Raw genomic sequence first — 22,072 nt, 5'->3', positions numbered from 1 at the left:
CCAGTCCGCTATGAACGGAATGTAAGCCCGTTTATCCGTGATTGCATCCTGATTAGAGTCTTTTTAATCTTCAGACTCGCGGGAATGCCCTATGAACACGACAACCAAATCTGCGCCCGCCCATGGCCGATATTCCATCCTGGCCGCGATTTGCCTGGCGGCCCTGGTATTGCCCATGAGCTTTACCGGTGGCGCCGTCGCCACGCCTTTTATCGGCCAGGCATTTGCCGCCCAGCCAAGTCAGTTGGCGTGGATCACCAATGCGTTCATGCTGAGCTTCGGCAGCCTGTTGATGGCCGCCGGAACCCTCGCCGACCTGTATGGGAGAAAGCGTCTGTTCTTGTGGGGCATGGCGCTGTTTACCCTGGTCTCCTTGCTGCTGGCAGTGGCACCGGGGATTTTCTGGCTGGATGTGTTGCGTGGTGTGCAGGGCGTCGCGGCAGCTACGGCACTGGCCAGTGGCTGTGCGGCGCTGGCCCAGGAGTTTGACGGCCATGCCCGTACTCGCGCCTTCAGCTTGCTAGGCACAACGTTTGGTGCAGGCCTGGCGTTTGGGCCATTGCTGTCGGGGGTGCTGATCGAGCACTGGGGCTGGCGCTCGATTTTTCTCGGCACTGCATTATTGGCCGGTATTTCGCTGCTGTTTGCCGCGCCCAAAATGCGTGAAAGCCGCGACCCGCAAGCGCTGCGGCTGGACACCGCTGGTGTACTGACGTTTTCCGCGATGCTGGTGGCCCTGACCACAGCGGTGATCCTCGCGCCGGAGCACGGCTGGACCTCGCCGCTGGTTGATGCCCTGCTGATCGCTGCGGCGGTGTTTTTGCTGGTGTTTGTCCTCGTCGAAAACCGCTCCAGCCAACCAATGCTGGAGCTGCGGCTGTTTCGCTTCCCGCGGTTTATTGGCGTGCAGCTCCTGCCGATCGGTACCTGTTACTGCTACATCGTGCTGATCGTGTTGCTGCCCCTGCGGTTTATCGGTGTGGAAGGCGCTAGCGCGCTGGACGCGGGGTTGATGATGCTCGCGTTATCGGCACCGATGCTGGTGGTGCCGATGATCGCCGCATCGCTCACGCGCTGGCTGTCGGCAGGTGTGTTGTGCGCCATTGGCTTGCTGATCGCGGCGGTGGGCCTGTGGGGATTAAGCCTGGCCGACCAGCCTGGACAGACTGTCGCTGCGATGCTGGTCATCGGAATCGGCACCGGGCTGCCGTGGGGCTTGATGGATGGTTTGGCGATCAGCGTGGTGCCCAAGGAGCGTGCGGGAATGGCGGCGGGGATTTTCAATACCACCCGCGTGGCCAGTGAAGGCGTGGCGCTGGCGATCACGATGGCGGTATTGGGCGCGTTGGTTGCGCACCACTTGCGCGGAAGCGCAGCGGCGGATGTTTCGGTGGTTGCCCAGGCGCTGGTGATGGGCGATATCCTGCAGGCCGGCACAATAATTCCACTGGCCGAATTGCGAGCGGCCTACACGGCCGGGTTCAACACATTGCTACAACTACTGGCTGGTTTCACGCTGGTCACGTCCTTGGTGGTCTTTGTGTTTTTACGGCGCCAGGGGGCGGCGGATGGAAGCGATATGAAGAAAATGGAAGAATGCGCGCATGACTATTCCAAAAAAATGGCGTGACCAATTCCCCAACGCCCTCATCGAGCCACAGACCATTGGCGAGTCGGGAGCCGACGTCTTCCGCCTGCTCCGTGACAACGGTGAGGACCTGTTCCTGAAATCCGAGCCCATCGGCCCACACGCCGAGTTGCCCGACGAGATCGAGCGGCTGCGCTGGCTCCAGCAATGGAACCTGCCAGGGCCTGGCGTGCTGGATGAGCTGACGGAAAACCATCGTCACTGGCTGCTGATGACCGCCGTGCCCGGGCAGGATCTGGCCAGCGCCAGCGACTTGTCTGCGCCGCAGGTCATTGCCCTGGTGGCGAGCGCACTGCGCAGCCTGCATCAGGTTCCGGTTGCACAGTGCCCGTTCGACCACTCACTGGAACACCGTATTGCGGCCGCCGGTAATCGCGTGAACGCAGGGCTGGTTGACGAGACCGACTTCGACGATCAACGCCTGGGCCGAACCGCCACGGATGTATTCGCCGAACTGCTGTCGACCCGACCCGCCGCCCATGACCTGGTGGTGACCCACGGCGATGCCTGCCTGCCAAACTTCATGGCTGAGGGCGATCACTTCAGTGGTTTCATTGACTGCGGTCGCCTGGGCATCAGTGACCGTTATCAGGACCTTGCACTCGCGGCCCGCAGCATCGAGCGCAATCTCGGAGCGGCCTGGGTGGCGCCGTTCTTCGAGCAATACGGCGTCGAACCCGATGAGCAGCGCATCGCGTTCTACTGTTTGCTGGACGAGTTCTTCTAAACCCAAACCCCAGACAGCAAAAAGCCCGCTCAATGAGCGGGCTTTCCGTGGTACCTGGCGTTCAGCGTTCCAGGTGACCGAATATGGCGCAGCGGACGGGACTCGAACCCGCGACCCCCGGCGTGACAGGCCGGTATTCTAACCGACTGAACTACCGCTGCGCGTAACACATAAAGCGAATGGTGGGTGATGACGGGATCGAACCGCCGACATTCTGCTTGTAAGGCAGACGCTCTCCCAGCTGAGCTAATCACCCTTCACTTTCGGTGTGGGGCGCATTCTATAGCAATTTTTCGTAATGTCATGATTTAAATGCAATTTATTCAAAATATTTTGCCTTAGCCCCTGCGAACCCCGCAAAACCGGCGCTTTGGGCGCAAACGCGAGTCTATTGCGTTTGCACAAGCCTTGGCCCCACAATTAACAATTATTCTCAATAACACCTGGACCGCGCCTTATGTCTGTGGGTGAACCGCCATTCCAACGGGAGATTACCGAGCTATACAGCGCGCATCACGGCTGGCTGTTCACTTGGTTGCGCCGAAAACTGGGCTGTACCCACAATGCCGCCGACGTGGCGCAGGACACCTTCGCGCGGATTTTGCACGCACGAGAGTCGGTGACCAGTATTCGCGAACCCCGCGCCTATTTGAGCACCACCGCCAGGCGGCTGGTCATCGACCAGGCCCGGCGCAAGCAGATTGAGCACGCCTATCTTCAGGAATTGATGCTGACGGTGGAAACCCTGGAGGGTTTCCAGTCGCCGGAACAGATCCACACCACCCTGGAAGCCCTTGAGCACATCGCTTTCATTCTTGAAGGCATGCACGACAACGTGCGTCAGGCGTTTGTGCTGTATTACCTCGAAGACCTGACCCAGCAGCAAATCGCCCGCCACCTGAAATTGTCGGAGCGTACGGTACGCAAGTATTTGATCCAGGCCCTGCTGCATTGCAGCCACAGCGTGGACATCTGAGCCGCGCATGCCCGACGCCCGCCAACAGATCGACGAACAAGCCGCCGAATGGATGATTCGCCTGCACGAAGGCGAATTGAGCGAGGCCCAGCGCCAGGCGTTCGAGCGCTGGAAGCAGCAAGGACCGCAGCACGCAGCCTCAGCGGCGCGCATGGAAGACGTGATTGCGCGGATGCAGGCCCTGCGCGGGCAAAAAGCACCGGCGCGGGCGGCCTTGAGTGCGGCCTTTCCTCGGCAGGGGAAAGCCCGCAAAAATTACGCCCGCGCGTTGGTATTGGCCTGCAGCCTGGCCCTTCCCGCCGCGGCGCTGCTCTACAGCCCTTACCCGCAACAGTGGATGGCCGATGTACACAACGGCCCCGGCGAATGGAAAACCCTGCGCCTGGCGGACGGCTCCACGCTGACCTTGAACGGCATCAGTGCGGCGAACCTGCATTTCGACAGCCGGCAGCGGCGCATCGAATTGCTGCAAGGTGAGATCCTGGTGGAAGTGGCCCACGATGGCGACCGTCCGTTTGTGGTGCAGACGGCCCAGGGCTCCCTGCGTGCGCTGGGTACGCGGTTTGTGGTCAGGCGTGAAGGTGATGTCACCGTACTGAGCATGCTCGAATCGCGCGTTGCCGCCCAAAGCGCGAATGGCCAGCAGACGCTGGAAGTGGACGCAGGCTCGCAGGCTCGGCTCAGCAAGGATGCCGTGCGTCTCTCCGGCAGTATCGATACGGCGAGCATCAATGGGACCTGGCGCCGCCATCAACTGGTGGTGGATAACCGACCGTTGCCGGAAGTGTTGGATGAGATCGCCCGCCACCGTTCGGGCCGCTTGCAGTTTGATCGAGCCGCACTGGCGAACCTCAAGGTCTCGGCCGTACTTCCCCTGGATGACACCGACCGCACCTTGCAGATGCTGGCTCAAACCCTGCCGATCACGCTGAAAACCTTTACGCCGTGGCTGATGATCGTCAGCCCGGATACCGAGAACAAAAAATAATTATCCAAATTGTTTCCGCTTTGTTTAAAGCTACCCGTCAAGGAAGGTATATCGATAACTAAAGGACTGCCATCGTCATGCCGCTCCCTTCCAAACCCCGCAGACGCCTGCTGAGCAGCGCGCCGCTGACCCTCACACTGCTCGCGACGACGTTGTTGAATATCCACGTGGCACAGGCCGACACGGTAAACGTTGCCGCCCAAGCCTACGACATACCTGCAGGGCCGCTGGGCGCAACACTTAACCAGTTTGCCCAGCAAGCGGGGGTGGCCATTGTGTTCCAGTCCCAGAACCTCCAAGGGCTGAATGGGCCAGGGCTGAAAGGCACTTATAGCGTGGACGCAGGGTTCGACAGGCTGTTACAGGGCAGCGGCTACCGCGTGATCAAAGGTGATCAGGTGTACGCGCTGGAAGCTAACCCCGCGGCTACCGACGCCATGGAACTGGGCCCGACGCAGGTAAGCGCCAACCAGTTGGGCAACGTCACCGAAGGTACTGATTCCTACACCCCAGGCAGCATCGCAACTGCGACGCGGCTGGTGTTGACCCCCAAGGAAACCCCGCAATCGGTGACCGTCGTCACCCGCAAGCACATGGATGACTTCGGCCTGAACAACGTCGACGACGTGATGCGCCATACCCCAGGCATTACCGTGTCGGCCTTCGACACCGATCGCACCAACTACTATGCCCGCGGTTTCTCCATCAACAACTTCCAGTACGACGGCATTCCTTCCACCGCGCGCAACGTCGCCTATTCGGCGGGCAATACCCTGAGCGACATGGCGATCTATGATCGGGTCGAAGTGCTTAAAGGCGCCACGGGCCTGCTGACCGGTGCCGGTTCGCTGGGTGCCACGATCAACCTGGTGCGCAAGAAACCTACGGCTGATTTCCAGGGCCATGCCAGCCTCGGCGCGGGCTCCTGGGATAACTATCGCAGCGAACTGGACGTCAGCGGCCCGATGACCGAAAGCGGCAACGTGCGTGGCCGGGCCGTCGCGGCGTATCAGGACAAGCGCTCGTTCATGGACCGTTACTCGCGCAAAAGCCCGGTGTACTACGGCATCATGGAATTCGACCTGTCCCCCGACACGATGCTGACCGTAGGCGGCGACTATCAGGACAGCCTGCCCACCGCCTCGAGCTGGTCCGGCAGCTTCCCGCTGATCAACGCCAATGGCGACCGCAACAGCGTAAAGCGCTCCTTCAACAACGCGGCCAACTGGAGCAGTTGGGAGCAATACACCCGCACCGCCTTCGCCATGCTCGAGCATGACTTGGGTAATGGCTGGGTCACCAAGTTGCAACTGGATCACAAGATCAACGGCTACCATGCGCTGATGGGCTCGATCCAGGGCGATGAGCCACGGGCAGATGGCACCGCCAAAATCACCTCGGGTAAATACACCGGGGAAACCGTCAGCGATTCCGCCGACTTGTATGCCAGCGGCCCGTTCAGCCTGGGCGGCCGCGAGCATGAACTGGTGGTGGGCGGGTCCATCGGCATTTCGGACTGGAACGGCAAGGGTTACTGGAACCTCACCCCCAACATGGTGGACTTCAATAACTGGCACGGCCACGCCACCCAACCCGATTGGGGCGCGCCGCAGCAATATACCGACGACACCATTCGCCAGACCGGCGCCTACATGACCACGCGCCTGAACCTGGCCGACGACCTGAAGCTGCTGCTCGGTGGCCGCGTGGTTAATTACCACCTGACCGGCAACAACCCGTCCTACCGCGAGACCGGACGCTTCGTACCGTACGTCGGCGTGGTCTACGACCTGGATGACACCTACTCGGTCTATGCCAGCTACACCGATATCTTCATGCCCCAGGAAAACTACAACCGCGACCGGCAAAACCAGTTGCTGGAGCCGGACGAAGGCCAAAACTACGAACTGGGCATGAAGGCTGATTTCTTCGATGGACGCCTGAACGCCAGCGCGGCGTACTTCGAGATCCATGAAAACAACCGCGCCGTTTCCGACGATGACTACAACAACCTGAAACCGACACCACAGAACTACGCCTACAAAGGCACCAAGGCCGTCACCAAGGGCTATGAGCTGGAAGTGTCCGGCGAGTTGAGCCCGGGCTGGCAGGTTCAGGCCGGCTACACCCACAAGGTGGTGCGTGACGACCAGGACCAGAAGATTTCAACGTTTGAGCCCGAAGACCAGGTCAAGCTGTACACCACCTATAAACTCAAGGGCGACCTGGACAAGCTGACCGTCGGTGGTGGCGTGCGCTGGCAGAGCGTGGGCTGGCAGGACATCTACAACACTCCCCATGGCGGATATGAAGAGTTTTCCCTGGAGGCATACTGGCTGGTGGACCTGATGACCCGCTACCAGATCACCAAGAACGTGTCGGCGACGCTGAACGTCAATAACATCTTCGACAAGTCCTACTACACCAACATCGGCTTCTATAACTCCGCCGCTTATGGCGAGCCACGTAACTTCATGGTCACCACCCGCTGGGATTTCTAAACCCCATAAAAAACGCCCCCGATCACGGCACATGATCGGGGGCGTTTTTCAGACTGGTGGTTTTGGCAAACCCCAGACAGCAAAAAGCCCGCTCAATGAGCGGGCTTTCCGTGGTACCTGGCGTTCAGCGTTCCAGGTGACCGAATATGGCGCAGCGGACGGGACTCGAACCCGCGACCCCCGGCGTGACAGGCCGGTATTCTAACCGACTGAACTACCGCTGCGCGTAACACTAAAAAGCGAATGGTGGGTGATGACGGGATCGAACCGCCGACATTCTGCTTGTAAGGCAGACGCTCTCCCAGCTGAGCTAATCACCCTTCACTTTCGGTGTGGCGCGCATTCTACGGAGCGACCCATGGTCTGGCAAGCACTTTCTTAAATAATTTTTTTCAGGCCTTCCAATGGCTTAGCGAGGGTTGGCCTATGACGCCATGAGGAGAATAATGCCCCCCTTTGTATATAAGGAGAGACTCACCCCATGTGGTTCAAAAACCTGCTTATCTATCGCCTGACCCAAGATCTGCCTGTTGATGCCGAGGCGTTGGAAACTGCACTGGCCACCAAACTGGCGCGCCCTTGTGCAAGCCAGGAGTTGACCACTTACGGTTTCGTCGCCCCTTTCGGTAAAGGCGAAGACGCGCCCCTGGTGCACGTCAGCGGTGATTTCCTGCTGATCGCTGCGCGCAAGGAAGAACGTATCCTGCCGGGCAGCGTAGTGCGTGACGCGGTGAAGGAAAAGGTCGAAGAGATCGAAGCCGAGCAAATGCGCAAGGTCTACAAAAAGGAACGCGACCAGATCAAGGATGAAATCATCCAGGCCTTCCTGCCGCGCGCGTTCATCCGTCGCTCGTCGACCTTCGCCGCCATCGCGCCGAAACAGGGCCTGATCCTGGTGAACTCCGCCAGCCCGAAACGGGCCGAAGACCTGCTGTCCACCCTGCGTGAAGTGATCGGCACCCTGCCGGTACGTCCGCTGACCGTGAAAACCGCGCCAACCGCCATCATGACCGACTGGGTCACCACCCAGAAACCGGCCGACGACTTCTTCGTCCTCGACGAATGCGAACTGCGCGACACCCACGAAGACGGCGGCATCGTGCGCTGCAAGCGCCAGGACCTGACCGGCGAAGAGATCCAGCTGCACCTGACCACCGGCAAAGTCGTGACCCAGTTGTCCCTGGCCTGGCAGGACAAGCTGTCCTTCATGCTGGACGACAAGATGACCGTCAAGCGCCTGAAGTTCGAAGACCTGCTGCAGGATCAGGCGGAACAGGACGGCGGCGACGAAGCGCTGGGCCAGCAGGACGCCAGCTTTACCCTGATGATGCTGACGTTTGGCGACTTCCTGCCGGCGTTGGTGGAAGCACTGGGTGGCGAAGAAACCCCACAAGGCATCTAAGTCTTAAGTGGGCACAGTCAATGTGGGAGCTGGCTTGCCTGCGATGCGGGCACCTCGGTTTATCAGTTAAACCCGGGTGATGCTATCGCAGGCAAGCCAGCGCCCACAGTTGATCGGGTTAGCACTTCCAGCATTCTAATAACAAGGACCAACCCCATGCGCGCACTCGCCGCCTTGAGCCGTTTCGTCGGCAATACCTTCGCCTACTGGGTGCTGATTTTTGCCGTGGTTGCGTTCCTGCAACCGGCCTGGTTTATCGGTCTGAAAGGCGCCATCGTGCCGCTGTTGGGCCTGGTGATGTTCGGCATGGGGCTGACCCTCAAACTTGAAGATTTCGCTGAAGTCGCGCGCCACCCGTGGCGCGTGGCATTGGGTGTGGTCGCGCACTTCGTGATCATGCCCGGCGTGGCCTGGCTGCTGTGCCAGGTCTTTCACCTGCCGCCGGAAATTGCCGTCGGCGTAATCCTCGTCGGCTGCTGCCCGAGCGGTACGTCCTCCAACGTCATGACCTGGCTGGCCCGGGGCGACCTGGCGCTGTCGGTGGCCATCGCCGCCGTCACTACCCTCCTCGCCCCGCTGCTGACGCCCGCACTGATCTGGCTGCTGGCCTCTGCCTGGTTGCCGGTGTCGTTCATGGAGTTGTTCTGGTCGATTCTGCAAGTGGTGCTGTTACCGATCGTGCTCGGAGTGGTGGCGCAGCGGTTGCTGGGCGCCCGGGTACGGCACGCGGTGGAGGTGTTGCCGCTGGTGTCGGTGATCAGCATCGTGGCGATCGTCGCCGCCGTGGTGGCGGCCAGCCAGGCGAAGATTGCCGAGTCGGGCCTGCTGATCATGGCGGTGGTGATCCTGCATAACACCTTTGGTTTCCTGCTGGGTTACTTCACCGGCCGCGTGTTCGGCCTGCCACTGGCGCAACGCAAATCCCTGGCGCTGGAAGTGGGCATGCAGAACTCCGGCTTGGGCGCCGCCTTGGCAAGCGCGCATTTCTCGCCACTGGCGGCGGTGCCGAGTGCGCTGTTCAGCGTCTGGCACAATATTTCCGGGGCGTTGTTGGCGACGTACTTCCGGCGGATGAGCGAAAAGGAAGATCGCGAACTGTTGGCGAGCAAGTCAGAAACTTGATCACCTGATCAATATTCGGCACTCTACCGGGCTTCGCGGGGACGACCTCGCGACGCTATCGTGCGATTAATCAGGGGACGACCCCACCTAAGAAGGGAGGTCATCATGTCCTGGATCATTCTGTTTTTTGCCGGACTGTTTGAAGTCGGCTGGGCCGTCGGACTGAAGTACACCGACGGTTTCAGCAAGCCACTGCCCACGGCCCTGACGATTGCCGCCATGGCCGTCAGCCTCGGGCTACTGGGGCTGGCCATGAAGGAACTGCCACTGGGCACCGCCTATGCCATCTGGACCGGAGTCGGTGCGGTGGGCACGGTGATTGCCGGGATTATCCTGTTCGGGGAGTCCATGGCGTTGTTTCGCCTGGCCAGTGTGGCGTTGATTATCTGCGGGCTTATTGGGCTCAAGATCAGCGCTTAGGCCACTACCGCCTTCGCGAGCAAGCCCGCTCCCACATTTGGAATGCGTTCCAAGTGTGGGAGCGGGCTTGCTCGCGAAGAGGCCCTCAAATACACCAAAAAACTACCTGACACTCCCGCGCAATTCCCCCACCACCCCATGCAACGCCTCGGGCGTCGCCGCCTCTACCGTCACCGGCGCGCCGGCCACCAAGGTCACCCGCGACCAGATCCGGTGAAAGAAGCCCTTGTTCGGATCGCGACTGAAGAAACTCCCCCACAGCCCCTGCAACGCCATCGGAATCACTGGCACCGGCGTCTCTTCAAGAATTCGCGTCACCCCACCGCGGAACTCGTTCATCTCGCCATCGGAGGTCAATTTGCCTTCCGGAAAGATGCACACCAGTTCACCGTCTTTCAAGTAGTGGGCAATCCGCTGGAACGCCTTTTCGTAGATCTGGATGTCCTCATGCCGCCCGGCAATCGGAATCGCCCCGGCAGTGCGGAAGATAAAGTTCAGCACCGGCAAGTTGTAGATCTTGTAGTACATGACAAAGCGAATCGGCCGACGCACCGAACCGGCAATCAACAGCGCGTCGACAAACGACACGTGATTGCACACCAGCAATGCCGCGCCCTCGTCCGGAATCAGCTCAAGGTTTTTATGCTCGACCCGGTACATGGAGTGGCCGAGCAGCCAGATCATGAAACGCATGGTGAACTCGGGCACGATCTTGAAGATGTAGGCGTTGACCGCGATGTTCAGCAGCGACACCACCAGGAACAGCTCGGGGATCGTCAGCTTGGCCATGCTCAGCAAGACGATCGACACAATCGCCGAGACCACCATGAACAACGCATTGAGAATGTTGTTGGCCGCGATCACCCGCGCCCGTTCGTTCTCGGCGGTACGCGACTGGATCAGTGCGTACAGCGGCACGATATAGAAGCCGCCGAATACGCCGAGGCCGAGGATATCGAACAACACCCACCACGCCTGGCCGTAGCTCAGCACCGCGATCCAGTCGTTGGCCTGGACGTTCTGCGGGAACCCGCCGGAATGCCACCACAGCAGCAGGCCGAACACGGTCAAACCGAACGAGCCGAACGGCACCAGGCCGATCTCGACTTTGCGCCCGGAGAGCTTCTCGCACAGCATCGAACCCAGAGCGATGCCCACCGAGAACACCGTGAGGATCAGCGTAACCACGGTCTCGTCGCCGTACATCCACTCCTTGGCGTAGGCCGGGATTTGCGTCAGGTAGATCGCGCCGACAAACCAGAACCACGAGTTGCCGACAATCGAGCGCGACACCGCCGGCGTCTGCCCGAGGCCCAGCTTGAGGGTGGCCCAGGACTGGCTGAAGATGTTCCAGTTCAGGCGCATCTCTGGGCTGGACGCAGCCGCGCGCGGAATGCTGCGGCTGGCCAGGTAACCCAGCACCGCGATGCCGACGATGGCGGTGGAAACCACCGGCGCGTAATGGGTGGAAGACATCATGATCCCGGCGCCGATGGTGCCGGCCAGGATGGCGAGGAACGTGCCCATCTCCACCAGACCGTTGCCGCCCACCAGCTCATCTTCGTGCAGGGCCTGGGGCATGATCGAGTACTTCACCGGCCCGAACAGCGCCGAGTGCGTACCCATGGCAAACAGCGCCAGCAGCATCAGTTCCAGGTGGTTGAACATGAAGCCCACCGCGCCGACGGACATGATCACGATCTCGCCGATCTTGATCACCCGGATCAGCGCGTCCTTGTTGAACTTCTCGCCAAACTGCCCGGCCAGGGCCGAGAACAGGAAGAACGGCAGGATAAACAGCAAGGCGCAGAGGTTGACCCAGATCGAACGATCACCGTCGATGGTCAGCTTGTAGAGAATCGCCAGGATCAACGACTGCTTGAAGATGTTGTCGTTGAACGCCCCAAGGGACTGGGTAATGAAGAACGGCAGGAAGCGCCGTTTGCGCAGCAAAGTGAATTGCGAGGGGTGGCTCATCGTCCGTGTTCCTGCGTGGCCTGAAGACTGTTATTGGTTTTTCCAGGCCACGACTTTACCTAATCCTGCTTACTTATTCGCTAGTCCTGCAATGCACGGCGATACAAAAAGCTCACCTTTATAGGCACCTTGCACCGTGCGCTTGGCAACGATCAGCCACATCAAGGCCAACGCTGCCACCAGCACACTGCCGACGATGCTGAAAAAGCCCAGGTGCAAGGTGCTCGCCAGTTTCAGCGTGGCCAGCGAGTACACACCCAATGGGAAGGTGAAGCCCCACCAGCCAAGGTTGAACGGAATGCCGGCCCGCAGGTAACGCACGGTGATCAGCACCGCGATCAGCATCCACCACAAGCCGAAGCCCCACAGGGTGATCCCCGCCACCAGGCCGATGCCGTTGGCCATCTCGCCGACGCCGGGCAAGCCATTTGCCGCAAAGATGGCCGGTGCATCACTGCCCAGCACCAACATGCCCAGGGCGCCGGTACCGATGGGGCCGAGGGCCAGCCAGCTCGACGCGGCCATATTGGCGTGGGGCAGTTTGTGCAGGGCCATGCGCAGCATCAGGATGGTCAGGATGCTGAACGCCACCGGCAGGGAAAACGCCCATAAAACGTAGCTGGTCACCAGCATCACCAGTTGCGAATGGGCATCGGCCAGGTGCGGCGCCAGCAGGCCACCGCTGGCGGCGGCGACTTCAGCGGCCACCACCGGCAGCAGCCAAACGGCGGTCATCTGGTCGATGCTGTGTTCCTGGCGGGTGAACATCATGAACGGGATCAACACCCCGCAGGCCAGGGCCATCGCCACGTCCAGCCACCACAGCACTTCGGCCAGTTGCACCACGCCATCACCCCAGCGCGGCAGGCCGAACACCAGGAAGCCGTTAATAATGGTCGCCAGGCCCATGGGAATGGTGCCGAAGAACATCGACACCGTGGAGTGCCCAAAAATACACCGCGCCTCGTGGAAGAACATCACCCAGCGCGCTGCGTACAGCACGCTGAACAACACAAACAGGCCGATGGTAAACAGCCACAGCCCCTCGGCCACGGCGTGCAGCCCCGGCAGGTTGACCGGCAATTGCGCCAGCGCCAACGCCAGCACCCCGGTGCCCATGGTGGCGGCAAACCAGTTGGGGGTGAACTGGCGAATCACTTCCCGGGGACGGGCCAGGTGACTGAAGGGTTTCAAGCTGCTGCTGTGAAGCGTATTCGGGCAAGTCATGGTGTATTCCTCTTCCTCGCATGAGGTTGAGACCATGGTAGAACCGAATCGAATATCTATATAACGGGTAATATCTCTAACTGTTATCTGTTTTGTAGATATACGATTAAACGCTGCCTTCGGATTCAATCACCAGAATCCGCGCGGCCCCCTGTGGATGGGCCACATGCTCGGTTCCGACGCTGGCATAGAAGATGTCACCGACGTGCAGTAACGCCATCTGCTCGGTGCCGTTTTCGCGGTAGTGCATCTGCACCTGGCCATCGAGCACCACGAACACCTCCTCCCCGTCATTCACGTGCCAGCGGTACGGCTGGTCGGTCCAGTGCAACCGGGTGGTGATGCCTTTCATGTTAGCGATGTCCAGCGCCTCCCAGGCGCGGCTGCCGATGAAGTCCTTGCTGCGGATGATCTTCATGTGTGAATCCCAAGGCGTACGGGTGGCGAATTATTACCGAATCAATTACCCGCCGTCGCCCTGCTCCGCGCCAAATCCTGCAATAGCAACGCCACCAACGCGCCGAGCGCCAATACGATCAGCACCACGCCGTAACCGTCGGTGGTGGCGATCAAACCGAAGGTGCGCGTCAAGTTGCCCGCCAACAACGACGGCACGCAGAACGCCAGGTAACTCAGCACATAGAACGCTGACATCAAACCCGCTCGCTCATGGGGCAAGGCCAACGGTAAAACGCTGCGCAGTGCGCCGAGGAACCCCGAGCCGAAGCCGCCGCCGGCGATCAGTGTGGCAATGAAAAACAGCGGCAGGCTGGCGCTGTGGACGGCCGTGAGGATCAGCGCGACACCCACCGCCAGCAGCACGGCGCCCAACCGCAGGACCTTGTCCGCCGGGCGGTTGCGCAGGCTGAAAATCATCACCGCACCGCTCAGCGTCAACACCGCGACCAGCCCGCCGCCAATCAGGTTCGAGGTGGACCCGGTGGCCGCTCGTACCAGCGAGGGCGCCAGGGACAGGTAAAAGCCGCCCATGGCCCACACCGCTACATCCACCGGCAATGAGATCCACAACGCACGACGCGCCTGGGGTGGCACATGCAAGGTAGGCCACAGCGAGGCCAGCGCGCCAGGCATCCGGCTGACTGTTTCCGGCAGGCGCCAGACGTACAACGCCTGGAGGATCATCAACACGAGCAGGGTCCAATAAATCAACGTGGTCGGCATCGGCGCGAACTCCACCAGCAGGCTGCAACCCATGGCGCCACAGGCCATGCCCAACAAAGGCGCTACGCTGTTGATCAACGGACCTTGCTGGCGGTCAGTGTCGAGCAGCGCAGCGCCCAATACGGCGGTGGCCATGCCGGTGGCAAAGCCTTGTACCGTGCGGGCGGCAATCAGCCAGCCGACGCTGTCGGCATTGATAAACAGCAGCATCGCCAGCATATCGAGGAGCAGCGCGGCAAAAATCACCGGCTTGCGCCCCAGATGGTCCGACAGAGAACCCACGGTCAGCAGGGCAGCCAGCAGGCTCAAGGCGTAGATGCCGAATACCAGGGTCAGCATTGCTGCCGAAAAATGCAGGCCTTCCTGATAGAGGTGGTACAACGGCGTCGGCGCGCTGGAGGCGGCGAGGAACGTGAGCAAGGTGATCGCGAGGAACACCAGGCTGGAACGATGGGAAGTAACGCTGGACATGGGCACGCTCCGCTAAAGCTAATATTTTGCTTTTGCGGAGTGTGCTACTGGATGGCGCTTAAAGCAAATTCTTTGTGTTAAGGTTTTACGCATGGCGATAAAAGAAGGGCTCCGCCCGGGGGGCCGTAGTGCCCGGGTTCAGGAATCAGTGCATTCGGCTGTGCGCGAATTGCTCGAAGAGCAGGACCGTTCCAGCGTGACCGTGCCGCAGATAGCGACGCGCGCCGGGGTCACGCCTTCGACTATCTACCGCCGTTGGGGTGACCTTGCTGCGTTGTTGGCGGATGTCGCCATGGCTCGCCTGCGGCCGGACAGTGAGCCGGCTAACACTGGCAGCCTGCGCGGAGACTTGCGGGCTTGGGGTGAGCAGTATCGCGATGAGATGAGTTCGGATCTTGGCCGGGAGATGATGCGCGATGTGCAATGCAGTCAGGCGCCGGGGTATTGCGTGGGGATTCTCACCGGGCAGTTGGAGACGATCCTGGATCGCTATCCGGGCGATGCTGAAACTGCCCCCAGCGTGGATCGGCTGATCAATCTGATCGTCGCGCCCACCGTGTTTCGCAGTTTGTTTTCTACTGCGCCGTTGGAGATTGAAGAGCTGCATGAGTTGATTGAGTTGGCTTTGCGGGGGTGAGGTGGGTTGTGGGTTTGGGTGTATATCCGTTGCTGCGGTAACAGCCGCCTATGGTTCCGCTCTTACAGCGGCTCACTTTTGAACAGCGCAAAAGTAAGCAAAACGCTCTTGCCCCACCACTCGGCACCTCGCCTAGGCTCGGTGTGCCCTCACTCCGGCTTTGGACCGTGGGCCGCCGTCATGGGCCATCCATGGCCCAGGACGGCTAACCCGGCGTCCTGCCGGGTTACCCACGCTCCAAAGCCTGCGTTCGGCCAGCGTGGTTTAATGGGGCGCCTAAGATCAAGATCAAAAGCAGATCAAGAGCACAGCGGCCTCCCGGCCGGCTTGAGTGTTGAAGAGCAAAATCAAAAGCTAAAGCGGGCACGGTCAAATGTGGGAGCTGGCTTGCCTGCGATAGCATCAACTGGGTGTACCTGATGCACCGAGGTGTCTGCATCGCAGGCAAGCCAGCTCCCACAGAAAAGCAGAGCTGCTTTCGCTCTGGCTCTGGCTTTTGATCTGGCTTCTAACACTCAAGCCGGCCGGTAGGCCGCTGTGCTCTGCTTTTGATCTGCTTTTGATTTTGATCTTCGGGCCCCGTCAACCACGATGGCCGCAAGTAGGCACGGTGGAGCGGGTAAATCGGCAGGGATGCCGATTTAGCCGCGCCGGGCCATGGATGGCCCGTCGCGGCGGCCCGCGGAACCGGGCCGGAGTGCGGGCATGCCGAGCCTAGGCGAGGCACCGAGTGGTGGGGCAAAGACCTTTTGGTTACTTTTGGGGCGTTTGCCAAAAGTGACCCGCTGTAAGAGCGGAACCATAAGTAGCCGTTACCTAAATAACGGATATGTACTCCCCCCCAAAATCCCAAAAAAACGGCCTCATCTGGAGGCCGTTTCTCATTACATCTAAACGCTTAGGTGCGCATCCCACGCCCACTCACCAGCAACCGCGCGCACCCCACATACAGCACCACCGTCGCCACCAGCATAAACGTGATCGCCACACTGATCTTGATATCCGAAACGCCCAAGATGCCATAGCGAAACGCGTTAACCATATGCAAAACCGGGTTAGCCAACGACACCGTCTGCCAGAACGGCGGCAGCAAGGTGATCGAATAAAACACCCCACCCAGGTACGTCAACGGCGTCAGCACAAAGGTCGGAATAATCGAAATATCATCAAAGTTGCGCGCAAACACCGCGTTGATGAACCCCAGCAACGAAAAGATCGTCGCCGTCAGCACCACCACCAGCAAGGTGATCCCCAGGTGATGCACCTGCAAATGGGTAAAGAACAACGACAGCAGCGTCACAATCACCCCGACCATCAACCCACGCAGCACGCCGCCCAGGGTGTAGCCGATCAGAATCGTATGGGGCGACACCGGCGACACCATCAATTCCTCGATGGACCGCTGGAACTTGCTGCCAAAGAAACTCGACACCACGTTGCCATAGGAGTTGGTAATCACCGACATCATGATCAACCCCGGCACGATGTACTCCATATAGGTGAAGCCACCCATATCACCAATCTGCCGACCAATCAGGTTGCCGAAGATCACAAAGTACAAAACCATGGTGATCGCCGGCGGCAGCAGGGTCTGCGGCCAGATCCGGGTGAAGCGCTTCACTTCGCGGTAGACGATGGTCTGCAGCGCGACAAGGTTGGGTTGCAGTTCCGAACTCATACCGCCACCTTCGCCAGATTTTTCTCCACCAGGGACACGAACAACTCCTCAAGGCGATTGGTTTTGTTACGCAGGCTCAGCACTTCGATGTTCTGGGTGGCCAACTGGCCGAACAACGCGGTGATGCCCACGGCTTTATCCACCTGGACTTCCAGGGTGTGGCTGTCCACCAGGCGATTCGGGTAACCGATCAACTGGGGCGCAACCGTCATGTCGTTTTTCAGGTCGAGCAGGAAGGTCTCGACGTGCAACTGGCTCAGCAAGTTACGCATGCTGGTGTTTTCGACGATGGTGCCGTGGTCGATGATGCCGATGTTGCGGCACAGTTGCTCAGCCTCTTCCAGGTAGTGAGTGGTGAGGATGATGGTGATGCCTTTCTGGTTCAGCTCGGTGAGGAAGGTCCACATCGAGCGACGCAGTTCGATGTCCACACCCGCCGTCGGTTCGTCGAGGATCAGCAGGCGCGGTTCGTGAACCAGGGCGCGGGCGATCATCAGGCGGCGCTTCATGCCGCCGGACAGGGAGCGCGAAGGCACGTCGCGCTTGTCCCACAACCCCAGTTGGGTGAGGTATTGCTCGGCGCGCTCCTTGGCGATCTTCGGCGGGATGCCGTAGTAACCGGCTTGGGTCACAACGATGTCGAAGGTCTTTTCAAACTGGTTGAAGTTGAACTCCTGGGGCACCACGCCAATGCTGCGCTTGAGCGCCGCCGGGGATTTGTCCAGGTCGTGGCCAAAGATGTTCACCGTACCGGTGGTCTTGTTGACCAGGGTCGAGAGAATGCCGATGGTGGTGGATTTGCCGGCGCCGTTAGGGCCGAGCAAGGCGAAGAAATCACCTTCGGCAACGTCCAGATCGATACCACTCAGGGCCTGGAAACCGTTGCCGTAGGTTTTGGTTAGCTGCCGGATGGACAGAGCGGAACTCATATCGGATTACGCACCAAAGAAGAGGAATAGAATTGTTACATGAGGGCGGACCGCACGGAATACAACGGCTGCGCGTGACAAGCATGGTGCTTGTCCGCGCCGCACAAGTACAGTCACCCGTATTAATAGTGGGTATCAGGTCAACGCGGTCATGACCGCTTTTTGATAGGCCGGACGCTGGCGCAGGCGCTGGTACCAGGCCTCCAGGTTCGGCATCGACGGGCGTTCGATGGGCATCTCGAACCAGGCATAGATGAAACAGCCCAAGGGAATATCACCCATGCCGATCTCTTTGCCGGAGAGGTAAGGTTGCGTCGCCAAGGCCTGATCCACCGTCTGCAATACGTCGATGCAAGCCTGGCGACCGGCGTTGATGGTGTCCCAGTTCTGCTTTTCGGCAGGGGTGCGAAGTACGCCCCAGAACACAGTCCTGAAAGGGTCGGCGAGGGTCGAGGTGGTCCAGTCCATCCACTTTTCGGCGTTGGCGCGGGCTTGCAGGTCGCTCGGGTACCAGTTCGAATCCGACGCATGCCTGGCGGCCAGATAGCGCACGATGGTGTTGGACTCCCAGAGCACAAAGTCGCCATCTTCAATCATCGGCACGCGGCCATTGGGGTTCAGCGCGCGGTATTGCGGCGTGTCGACCACACCAAAAGCCCCGCCCGCATCAATTGCCTCATAGTCCAGGCCGAGCTCCTCGGCGCACCACAGTGCTTTCCTGACGTTTGACGAATTTTTACGACCCCAGATTTTCAGCATGACCGCCCCGATTTTGAAAAAGATGGTTGGATGAATGCCGAGGCAGCATACGCCGGATCACGCCCGGCTTAAATCACTCTGCATGTCGCCCAACAGGATCGGCATCTGCTCGCCAAACAGGTGCGGGTAACATTTCTGAATGTGAGCGAAGAAGAATTCCTCGGGCACTTCGGCGAATTGCCCATGGTCCACCACGTACTCCATGGAACGCTGGCCCTTGCGGTTGAAGGCGTGGAAAACACTGTCGTGGATGCCGTCGAACTCCAGGGGTGGCACGTCGAACAGTTCACACAGTTGCTGGTTGAATGCGGGCGTGGCCTTGACCCAACGGCCATCCAGATACAGCTCGGTGTAGCCGTGCATGGCAAATACGTCACTTCTGAGCAGCTCGATCAAACGGGGCGTCGAGAGGTGGTTGCGCACGTCGGCCAGGCCGATGCGTGCCGGAATGCCACAGTGCCTTGCGCACGCCGCCAATAGCGTCGCCTTGGGCACGCAATAACTCTCGCCGGCCGCCAGGGCGAAGCTGCCGCTGAGGGTTTGCGGGTCACGGCTGAAGGTGTAAGGGTTGTAGCGCACCGCCTCGCGCACAGCGTAGTAAAGACTGACTGCCTGGTCACTGAGCGCGGCACTCGAACCGCGATGTTTTTCGGCGAACTCCACCACCGCAGGGTGGTCACTATCGATGAAGCGGCCGGGATTCAAGTACGCATTCATGAGGTTAATCTCCGAGGCAAGCCTTGAGTCTAACCACAGGCCTGCACCTGGGATAACGACGATTCGGCCAAATGTCGGCGCTTGGTGCTGATCTTTGCCGGCACACCACGTAACACCCTCGTCACCGCGCTTTTTCGGATGCCGACTAAGCTCAGAGGTGATTTCGCACCTGGTTTCACGGAGGATTGAATATGCTGTTGTTGTGGATACTGGTTCTGGTGGTGGGCATTGCCTATCTGGCGCACCGGCGCATCGCGCCCCTGCCCGCCATCGGCGTGGTCGCCGTCTACCTCTTGGCGATGGGCGCCTTCAGCCATGCTCCAGGCTGGTTGCTGTTGATCTTCTGGGTGCTGATCGCCGTGGTGGCCGCCCCGCTGCTGCTGCCGGACCTGCGTCGCAAGTACTTCACCGCGCCGCTGTTCAACTGGTTCCAGAAAGTCCTGCCGCCGATGTCCGAGACTGAGCGCGACGCCATCGACGCCGGCACCGTCTGGTGGGACGGCGAGCTGTTCAGCGGCCGCCCCGACTGGGACAAGTTGCTGGCCTATCCCAAGGCGCAACTGACCGAAGAAGAACAAGCCTTCATCGACGGTCCTACTGAAGAACTGTGCGCCATGGTCACCGACTGGGAAATCGGCCAGGCCATGGACCTGCCGCCCGCCGCCTGGGAGCACATCAAGCAGCACGGTTTTTTTGCCCTGATCATCCCCAAGGAATTCGGTGGCAAAGGCTTCTCCGCCTACGCCCACTCCCAGGTCGCGATGAAGCTGGCAACCCGCAGCGGCGACCTCGCCTCCACGGTCATGGTCCCCAACTCCCTGGGCCCGGCCGAATTGCTGCTGCACTACGGCACCGATGAACAACGCAACCATTACCTGCCCCGCCTCGCCCGTGGCGACGATATCCCGTGTTTTGCCCTGACCGGCCCACTGGCGGGCTCCGATGCCGGCTCCATGCCCGACACCGGGGTGATCTGCAAAGGCGAATGGGAAGGCAAGGAAACCCTCGGCCTGCGCCTGAACTGGGAAAAACGCTACATCACCCTCGGCCCGGTGGCGACCCTGCTTGGCCTGGCCTTCAAGGCCCACGACCCGGACCACCTGCTGGGCGACAAAGAAGACCTCGGCATCAGCCTCGCGCTGATCCCCACCGACACACCGGGCGTTGAAATCGGCCGCCGTCACCTGCCACTGGGTGCCGCGTTCATGAACGGACCCAACTCCGGCAAGGACGTGTTCATTCCCCTGGAGTTCCTGATCGGTGGCCAGGAAATGCTCGGCAAGGGCTGGATGATGCTGATGAACTGCCTGTCGGTAGGCCGTTCGATTTCCCTGCCAGCGGTTGGCACCGGCGCGGCCAAGTTCACCAGCCTGGTGACCGGCCAATATGCCCAGGTGCGTGAGCAGTTCAACGTACCGCTGGCGGCCTTTGAAGGCATCCAGGAAGCCCTGGCCCGCATCGGCGGTAACGCGTGGCTGATGGACAGCGCGCGAATGCTCACCGCCAATGCCGTCGACCTGGGAGAAAAACCCTCGGTGCTGTCGGCGATTCTCAAGTACCACCTGACCGAACGCGGCCGCGAGTGCATCAGCCATGCGATGGACGTGCACGGCGGCAAGGGCATCATCATGGGGCCGAACAACTACCTGGGCCGCAGCTGGCAAGGCGCGCCGATCTTCATCACCGTGGAAGGCGCGAATATCCTCTCGCGCAACCTGATGATCTTTGGCCAGGGTGCGATCCGCTGCCATCCGTTCGTACTCAAGGAAATGGCCCTGGCTGGTCGTGAAGACCATGACCAGGCCCTGAAGGAATTCGACGGACTGCTGCTGCAGCACATCGGGTTTGCCGTGAGCAACGCCGCCAGCACCCTGGTGCTGAACCTCGGTTTCGGCCACTTCGAGAAAGCCCCGGGCAATCGCTTGAGCCAGGGCTACTTCCGCGCACTCAACCGTCAGGCTGCTGCGTTTGCGATGCTGGCGGACCTGAGCATGATGCTGCTGGGCGGCGAGTTGAAACGTCGCGAACGCCTGTCGGCACGTCTCGGTGATGTGCTGAGCCATATGTACCTGGCGTCGGCGGCGCTCAAGCGTTATCACGACCTGGATTCGCCAGACCATCTGGAACCGCTCTTCGCCTGGGCCATGGAAGAAAGCCTTGGCCACTCCGAGCGGGCACTGGATGAATTGCTGACCAACTTCCCGAGCAAGGTGTTGGGTTGTCTGTTGCGGGTGATCGTGTTCCCGTTCGGCCGCCGTCATAAAGGCCCGTCCGATGCACTGGATGCCGAGGTGGCCGCAGTGCTTGGTCGCGCCAAGGGTGACCCGACGCTGGAAGCAGTGCTAGCGGGCTGCTATCGCCCACAGTCCGCCGAAGATCCGGTGGGTGCCCTGCAACACGCCTACGACCTGTTGGCCGACAGCCATCCATTGCAGAAAAAACTCCACGAAGGCCTCAAGAGCGGCCAGGTCAAACCGACCGCCGGCGAACACGCCATCGACGCCGCGCTGCATGCCGGCGTGCTGCAACCAGCCGAGGCGCAGACCCTGCGTGACGCCGAAGCGGCACGACGCAAGGTGATCGACGTGGATGATTTCAGCAAGGAAGAGCTGACCCAGGCTGAGGGAAAAGTCCGCTGATCCCAGCGGTCATATAAAAACGGGCGCTTGAGCTATATACTCTCGCGCCCGTTTTGCTCTTGAGGACTTATC

At 60.3% G+C, this 22,072-nt stretch carries 18 protein-coding genes and 4 tRNA genes; 10 read left to right on the top strand and 12 right to left on the bottom strand.

Annotation, left to right across the window (positions count from 1 at the left end; genetic code table 11):
• Window positions 1–91 precede the first annotated feature (91 nt).
• Window positions 92–1,630 carry an MFS transporter gene (locus BLU46_RS25990; protein ID WP_063028301.1) on the top strand — a complete coding sequence of 513 codons (1,539 nt, stop codon included), beginning with the start codon at window positions 92–94 and terminating at the stop codon, window positions 1,628–1,630.
• On the top strand, window positions 1,605–2,375 hold the full coding sequence (locus BLU46_RS25985; protein ID WP_093207658.1) for an APH(3')-II family aminoglycoside O-phosphotransferase: 771 nt from the start codon (window positions 1,605–1,607) through the stop codon (window positions 2,373–2,375). Before BLU46_RS25990 ends, BLU46_RS25985 begins: the two co-directional genes overlap by 26 nt.
• A gap of 84 nt (window positions 2,376–2,459) precedes the next feature.
• Here BLU46_RS25985 and BLU46_RS25980 read toward each other — a convergent pair.
• Both BLU46_RS25980 and BLU46_RS25975 read right to left on the bottom strand, forming a co-directional pair.
• Window positions 2,460–2,536, bottom strand: a tRNA-Asp gene (locus BLU46_RS25980).
• Window positions 2,537–2,555: 19 nt separating this feature from the next.
• Window positions 2,556–2,631: transfer RNA gene (locus BLU46_RS25975), tRNA-Val, on the bottom strand.
• A 201-nt stretch (window positions 2,632–2,832) separates the two neighbouring features.
• Here BLU46_RS25975 and BLU46_RS25970 point away from each other — a divergent pair.
• The 3 genes from BLU46_RS25970 to BLU46_RS25960 all read left to right on the top strand — a co-directional run bounded on the left by BLU46_RS25970 (window position 2,833) and on the right by BLU46_RS25960 (window position 6,840).
• Window positions 2,833–3,351, top strand: a complete 519-nt coding sequence (locus BLU46_RS25970; RefSeq protein ID WP_093207656.1) for a sigma-70 family RNA polymerase sigma factor — start codon at window positions 2,833–2,835, stop codon at window positions 3,349–3,351.
• A gap of 7 nt (window positions 3,352–3,358) precedes the next feature.
• Window positions 3,359–4,339 carry a FecR family protein gene (locus tag BLU46_RS25965; protein WP_093207653.1) on the top strand — a complete coding sequence of 327 codons (981 nt, stop codon included), beginning with the start codon at window positions 3,359–3,361 and terminating at the stop codon, window positions 4,337–4,339.
• 77 nt (window positions 4,340–4,416) lie between these two features.
• Entirely contained in the window at window positions 4,417–6,840 is a 2,424-nt protein-coding gene (locus tag BLU46_RS25960; RefSeq protein WP_093207650.1) for a TonB-dependent siderophore receptor, read from the top strand.
• A gap of 147 nt (window positions 6,841–6,987) precedes the next feature.
• On the opposite strand, the gene BLU46_RS25955 is transcribed toward BLU46_RS25960, so the two are convergent.
• Together BLU46_RS25955 and BLU46_RS25950 are read right to left on the bottom strand one after the other, a co-directional pair.
• Window positions 6,988–7,064 (bottom strand) — tRNA-Asp (locus BLU46_RS25955).
• Window positions 7,065–7,084: 20 nt separating this feature from the next.
• Window positions 7,085–7,160 (bottom strand) — tRNA-Val (locus BLU46_RS25950).
• A 161-nt stretch (window positions 7,161–7,321) separates the two neighbouring features.
• Between BLU46_RS25950 and rdgC the strand changes: the two genes are divergently transcribed.
• The 3 genes from rdgC to sugE all read left to right on the top strand — a co-directional run bounded on the left by rdgC (window position 7,322) and on the right by sugE (window position 9,784).
• A complete protein-coding gene (gene rdgC, locus BLU46_RS25945; RefSeq protein ID WP_008430455.1) occupies window positions 7,322–8,242 on the top strand; it encodes a recombination-associated protein RdgC in 921 nt (306 codons plus the stop codon).
• A gap of 156 nt (window positions 8,243–8,398) precedes the next feature.
• Window positions 8,399–9,364, top strand: coding sequence for a bile acid:sodium symporter family protein (locus tag BLU46_RS25940; protein WP_063028291.1), 966 nt, complete (start codon window positions 8,399–8,401; stop codon window positions 9,362–9,364).
• A 105-nt stretch (window positions 9,365–9,469) separates the two neighbouring features.
• Window positions 9,470–9,784, top strand: a complete 315-nt coding sequence (sugE, locus tag BLU46_RS25935; RefSeq protein WP_003190128.1) for a quaternary ammonium compound efflux SMR transporter SugE — start codon at window positions 9,470–9,472, stop codon at window positions 9,782–9,784.
• 102 nt (window positions 9,785–9,886) lie between these two features.
• On the opposite strand, the gene BLU46_RS25930 is transcribed toward sugE, so the two are convergent.
• The 4 genes from BLU46_RS25930 to BLU46_RS25915 form a co-directional block, all read right to left on the bottom strand.
• A complete protein-coding gene (locus tag BLU46_RS25930) occupies window positions 9,887–11,761 on the bottom strand; it encodes an MFS transporter (protein WP_093207647.1) in 1,875 nt (624 codons plus the stop codon).
• 69 nt (window positions 11,762–11,830) lie between these two features.
• Window positions 11,831–12,988 carry a TDT family transporter gene (locus BLU46_RS25925; RefSeq protein ID WP_093207644.1) on the bottom strand — a complete coding sequence of 386 codons (1,158 nt, stop codon included), beginning with the start codon at window positions 12,986–12,988 and terminating at the stop codon, window positions 11,831–11,833.
• A gap of 106 nt (window positions 12,989–13,094) precedes the next feature.
• Complete coding sequence (locus tag BLU46_RS25920; protein ID WP_093207641.1) at window positions 13,095–13,406, bottom strand: cupin domain-containing protein; 312 nt, start codon at window positions 13,404–13,406, stop codon at window positions 13,095–13,097.
• A 41-nt stretch (window positions 13,407–13,447) separates the two neighbouring features.
• Window positions 13,448–14,641, bottom strand: a complete 1,194-nt coding sequence (locus BLU46_RS25915) for an MFS transporter (RefSeq protein ID WP_093207638.1) — start codon at window positions 14,639–14,641, stop codon at window positions 13,448–13,450.
• Between the two features lie 91 nt (window positions 14,642–14,732).
• Here BLU46_RS25915 and BLU46_RS25910 point away from each other — a divergent pair, with 91 nt between their 5' ends.
• A complete protein-coding gene (locus tag BLU46_RS25910; RefSeq protein WP_093207636.1) occupies window positions 14,733–15,278 on the top strand; it encodes a TetR/AcrR family transcriptional regulator in 546 nt (181 codons plus the stop codon).
• 898 nt (window positions 15,279–16,176) lie between these two features.
• Here the strand turns inward: BLU46_RS25910 and BLU46_RS25895 are convergent.
• The 4 genes from BLU46_RS25895 to BLU46_RS25880 all read right to left on the bottom strand — a co-directional run bounded on the left by BLU46_RS25895 (window position 16,177) and on the right by BLU46_RS25880 (window position 19,361).
• The gene (locus tag BLU46_RS25895) at window positions 16,177–16,956 is read right to left on the bottom strand and encodes an ABC transporter permease (protein WP_003217229.1); all 780 of its coding nucleotides are present in this window, start codon (window positions 16,954–16,956) and stop codon (window positions 16,177–16,179) included.
• A complete protein-coding gene (locus BLU46_RS25890) occupies window positions 16,953–17,885 on the bottom strand; it encodes an ABC transporter ATP-binding protein (protein WP_017480239.1) in 933 nt (310 codons plus the stop codon). The genes BLU46_RS25895 and BLU46_RS25890 overlap by 4 nt, the downstream gene beginning before the upstream one ends.
• Window positions 17,886–18,020: 135 nt before the next feature.
• On the bottom strand, window positions 18,021–18,644 hold the full coding sequence (locus tag BLU46_RS25885; RefSeq protein WP_063028279.1) for a glutathione S-transferase family protein: 624 nt from the start codon (window positions 18,642–18,644) through the stop codon (window positions 18,021–18,023).
• 57 nt (window positions 18,645–18,701) lie between these two features.
• Entirely contained in the window at window positions 18,702–19,361 is a 660-nt protein-coding gene (locus BLU46_RS25880; RefSeq protein ID WP_063028277.1) for a transglutaminase-like domain-containing protein, read from the bottom strand.
• A gap of 191 nt (window positions 19,362–19,552) precedes the next feature.
• On the opposite strand from BLU46_RS25880, the gene BLU46_RS25875 reads away from it, so the two are divergent.
• Entirely contained in the window at window positions 19,553–22,000 is a 2,448-nt protein-coding gene (locus BLU46_RS25875) for an acyl-CoA dehydrogenase (protein ID WP_093207632.1), read from the top strand.
• Window positions 22,001–22,072: the final 72 nt, after the last annotated feature.

The organism is Pseudomonas yamanorum, from assembly GCF_900105735.1.
GTDB classification, from domain to species: Bacteria; Pseudomonadota; Gammaproteobacteria; order Pseudomonadales; family Pseudomonadaceae; genus Aquipseudomonas; species Aquipseudomonas yamanorum.
The sequence above is the reverse complement of the archived record's forward strand: the minus strand, read 5'-3'. Positions and strand labels throughout refer to the sequence as shown.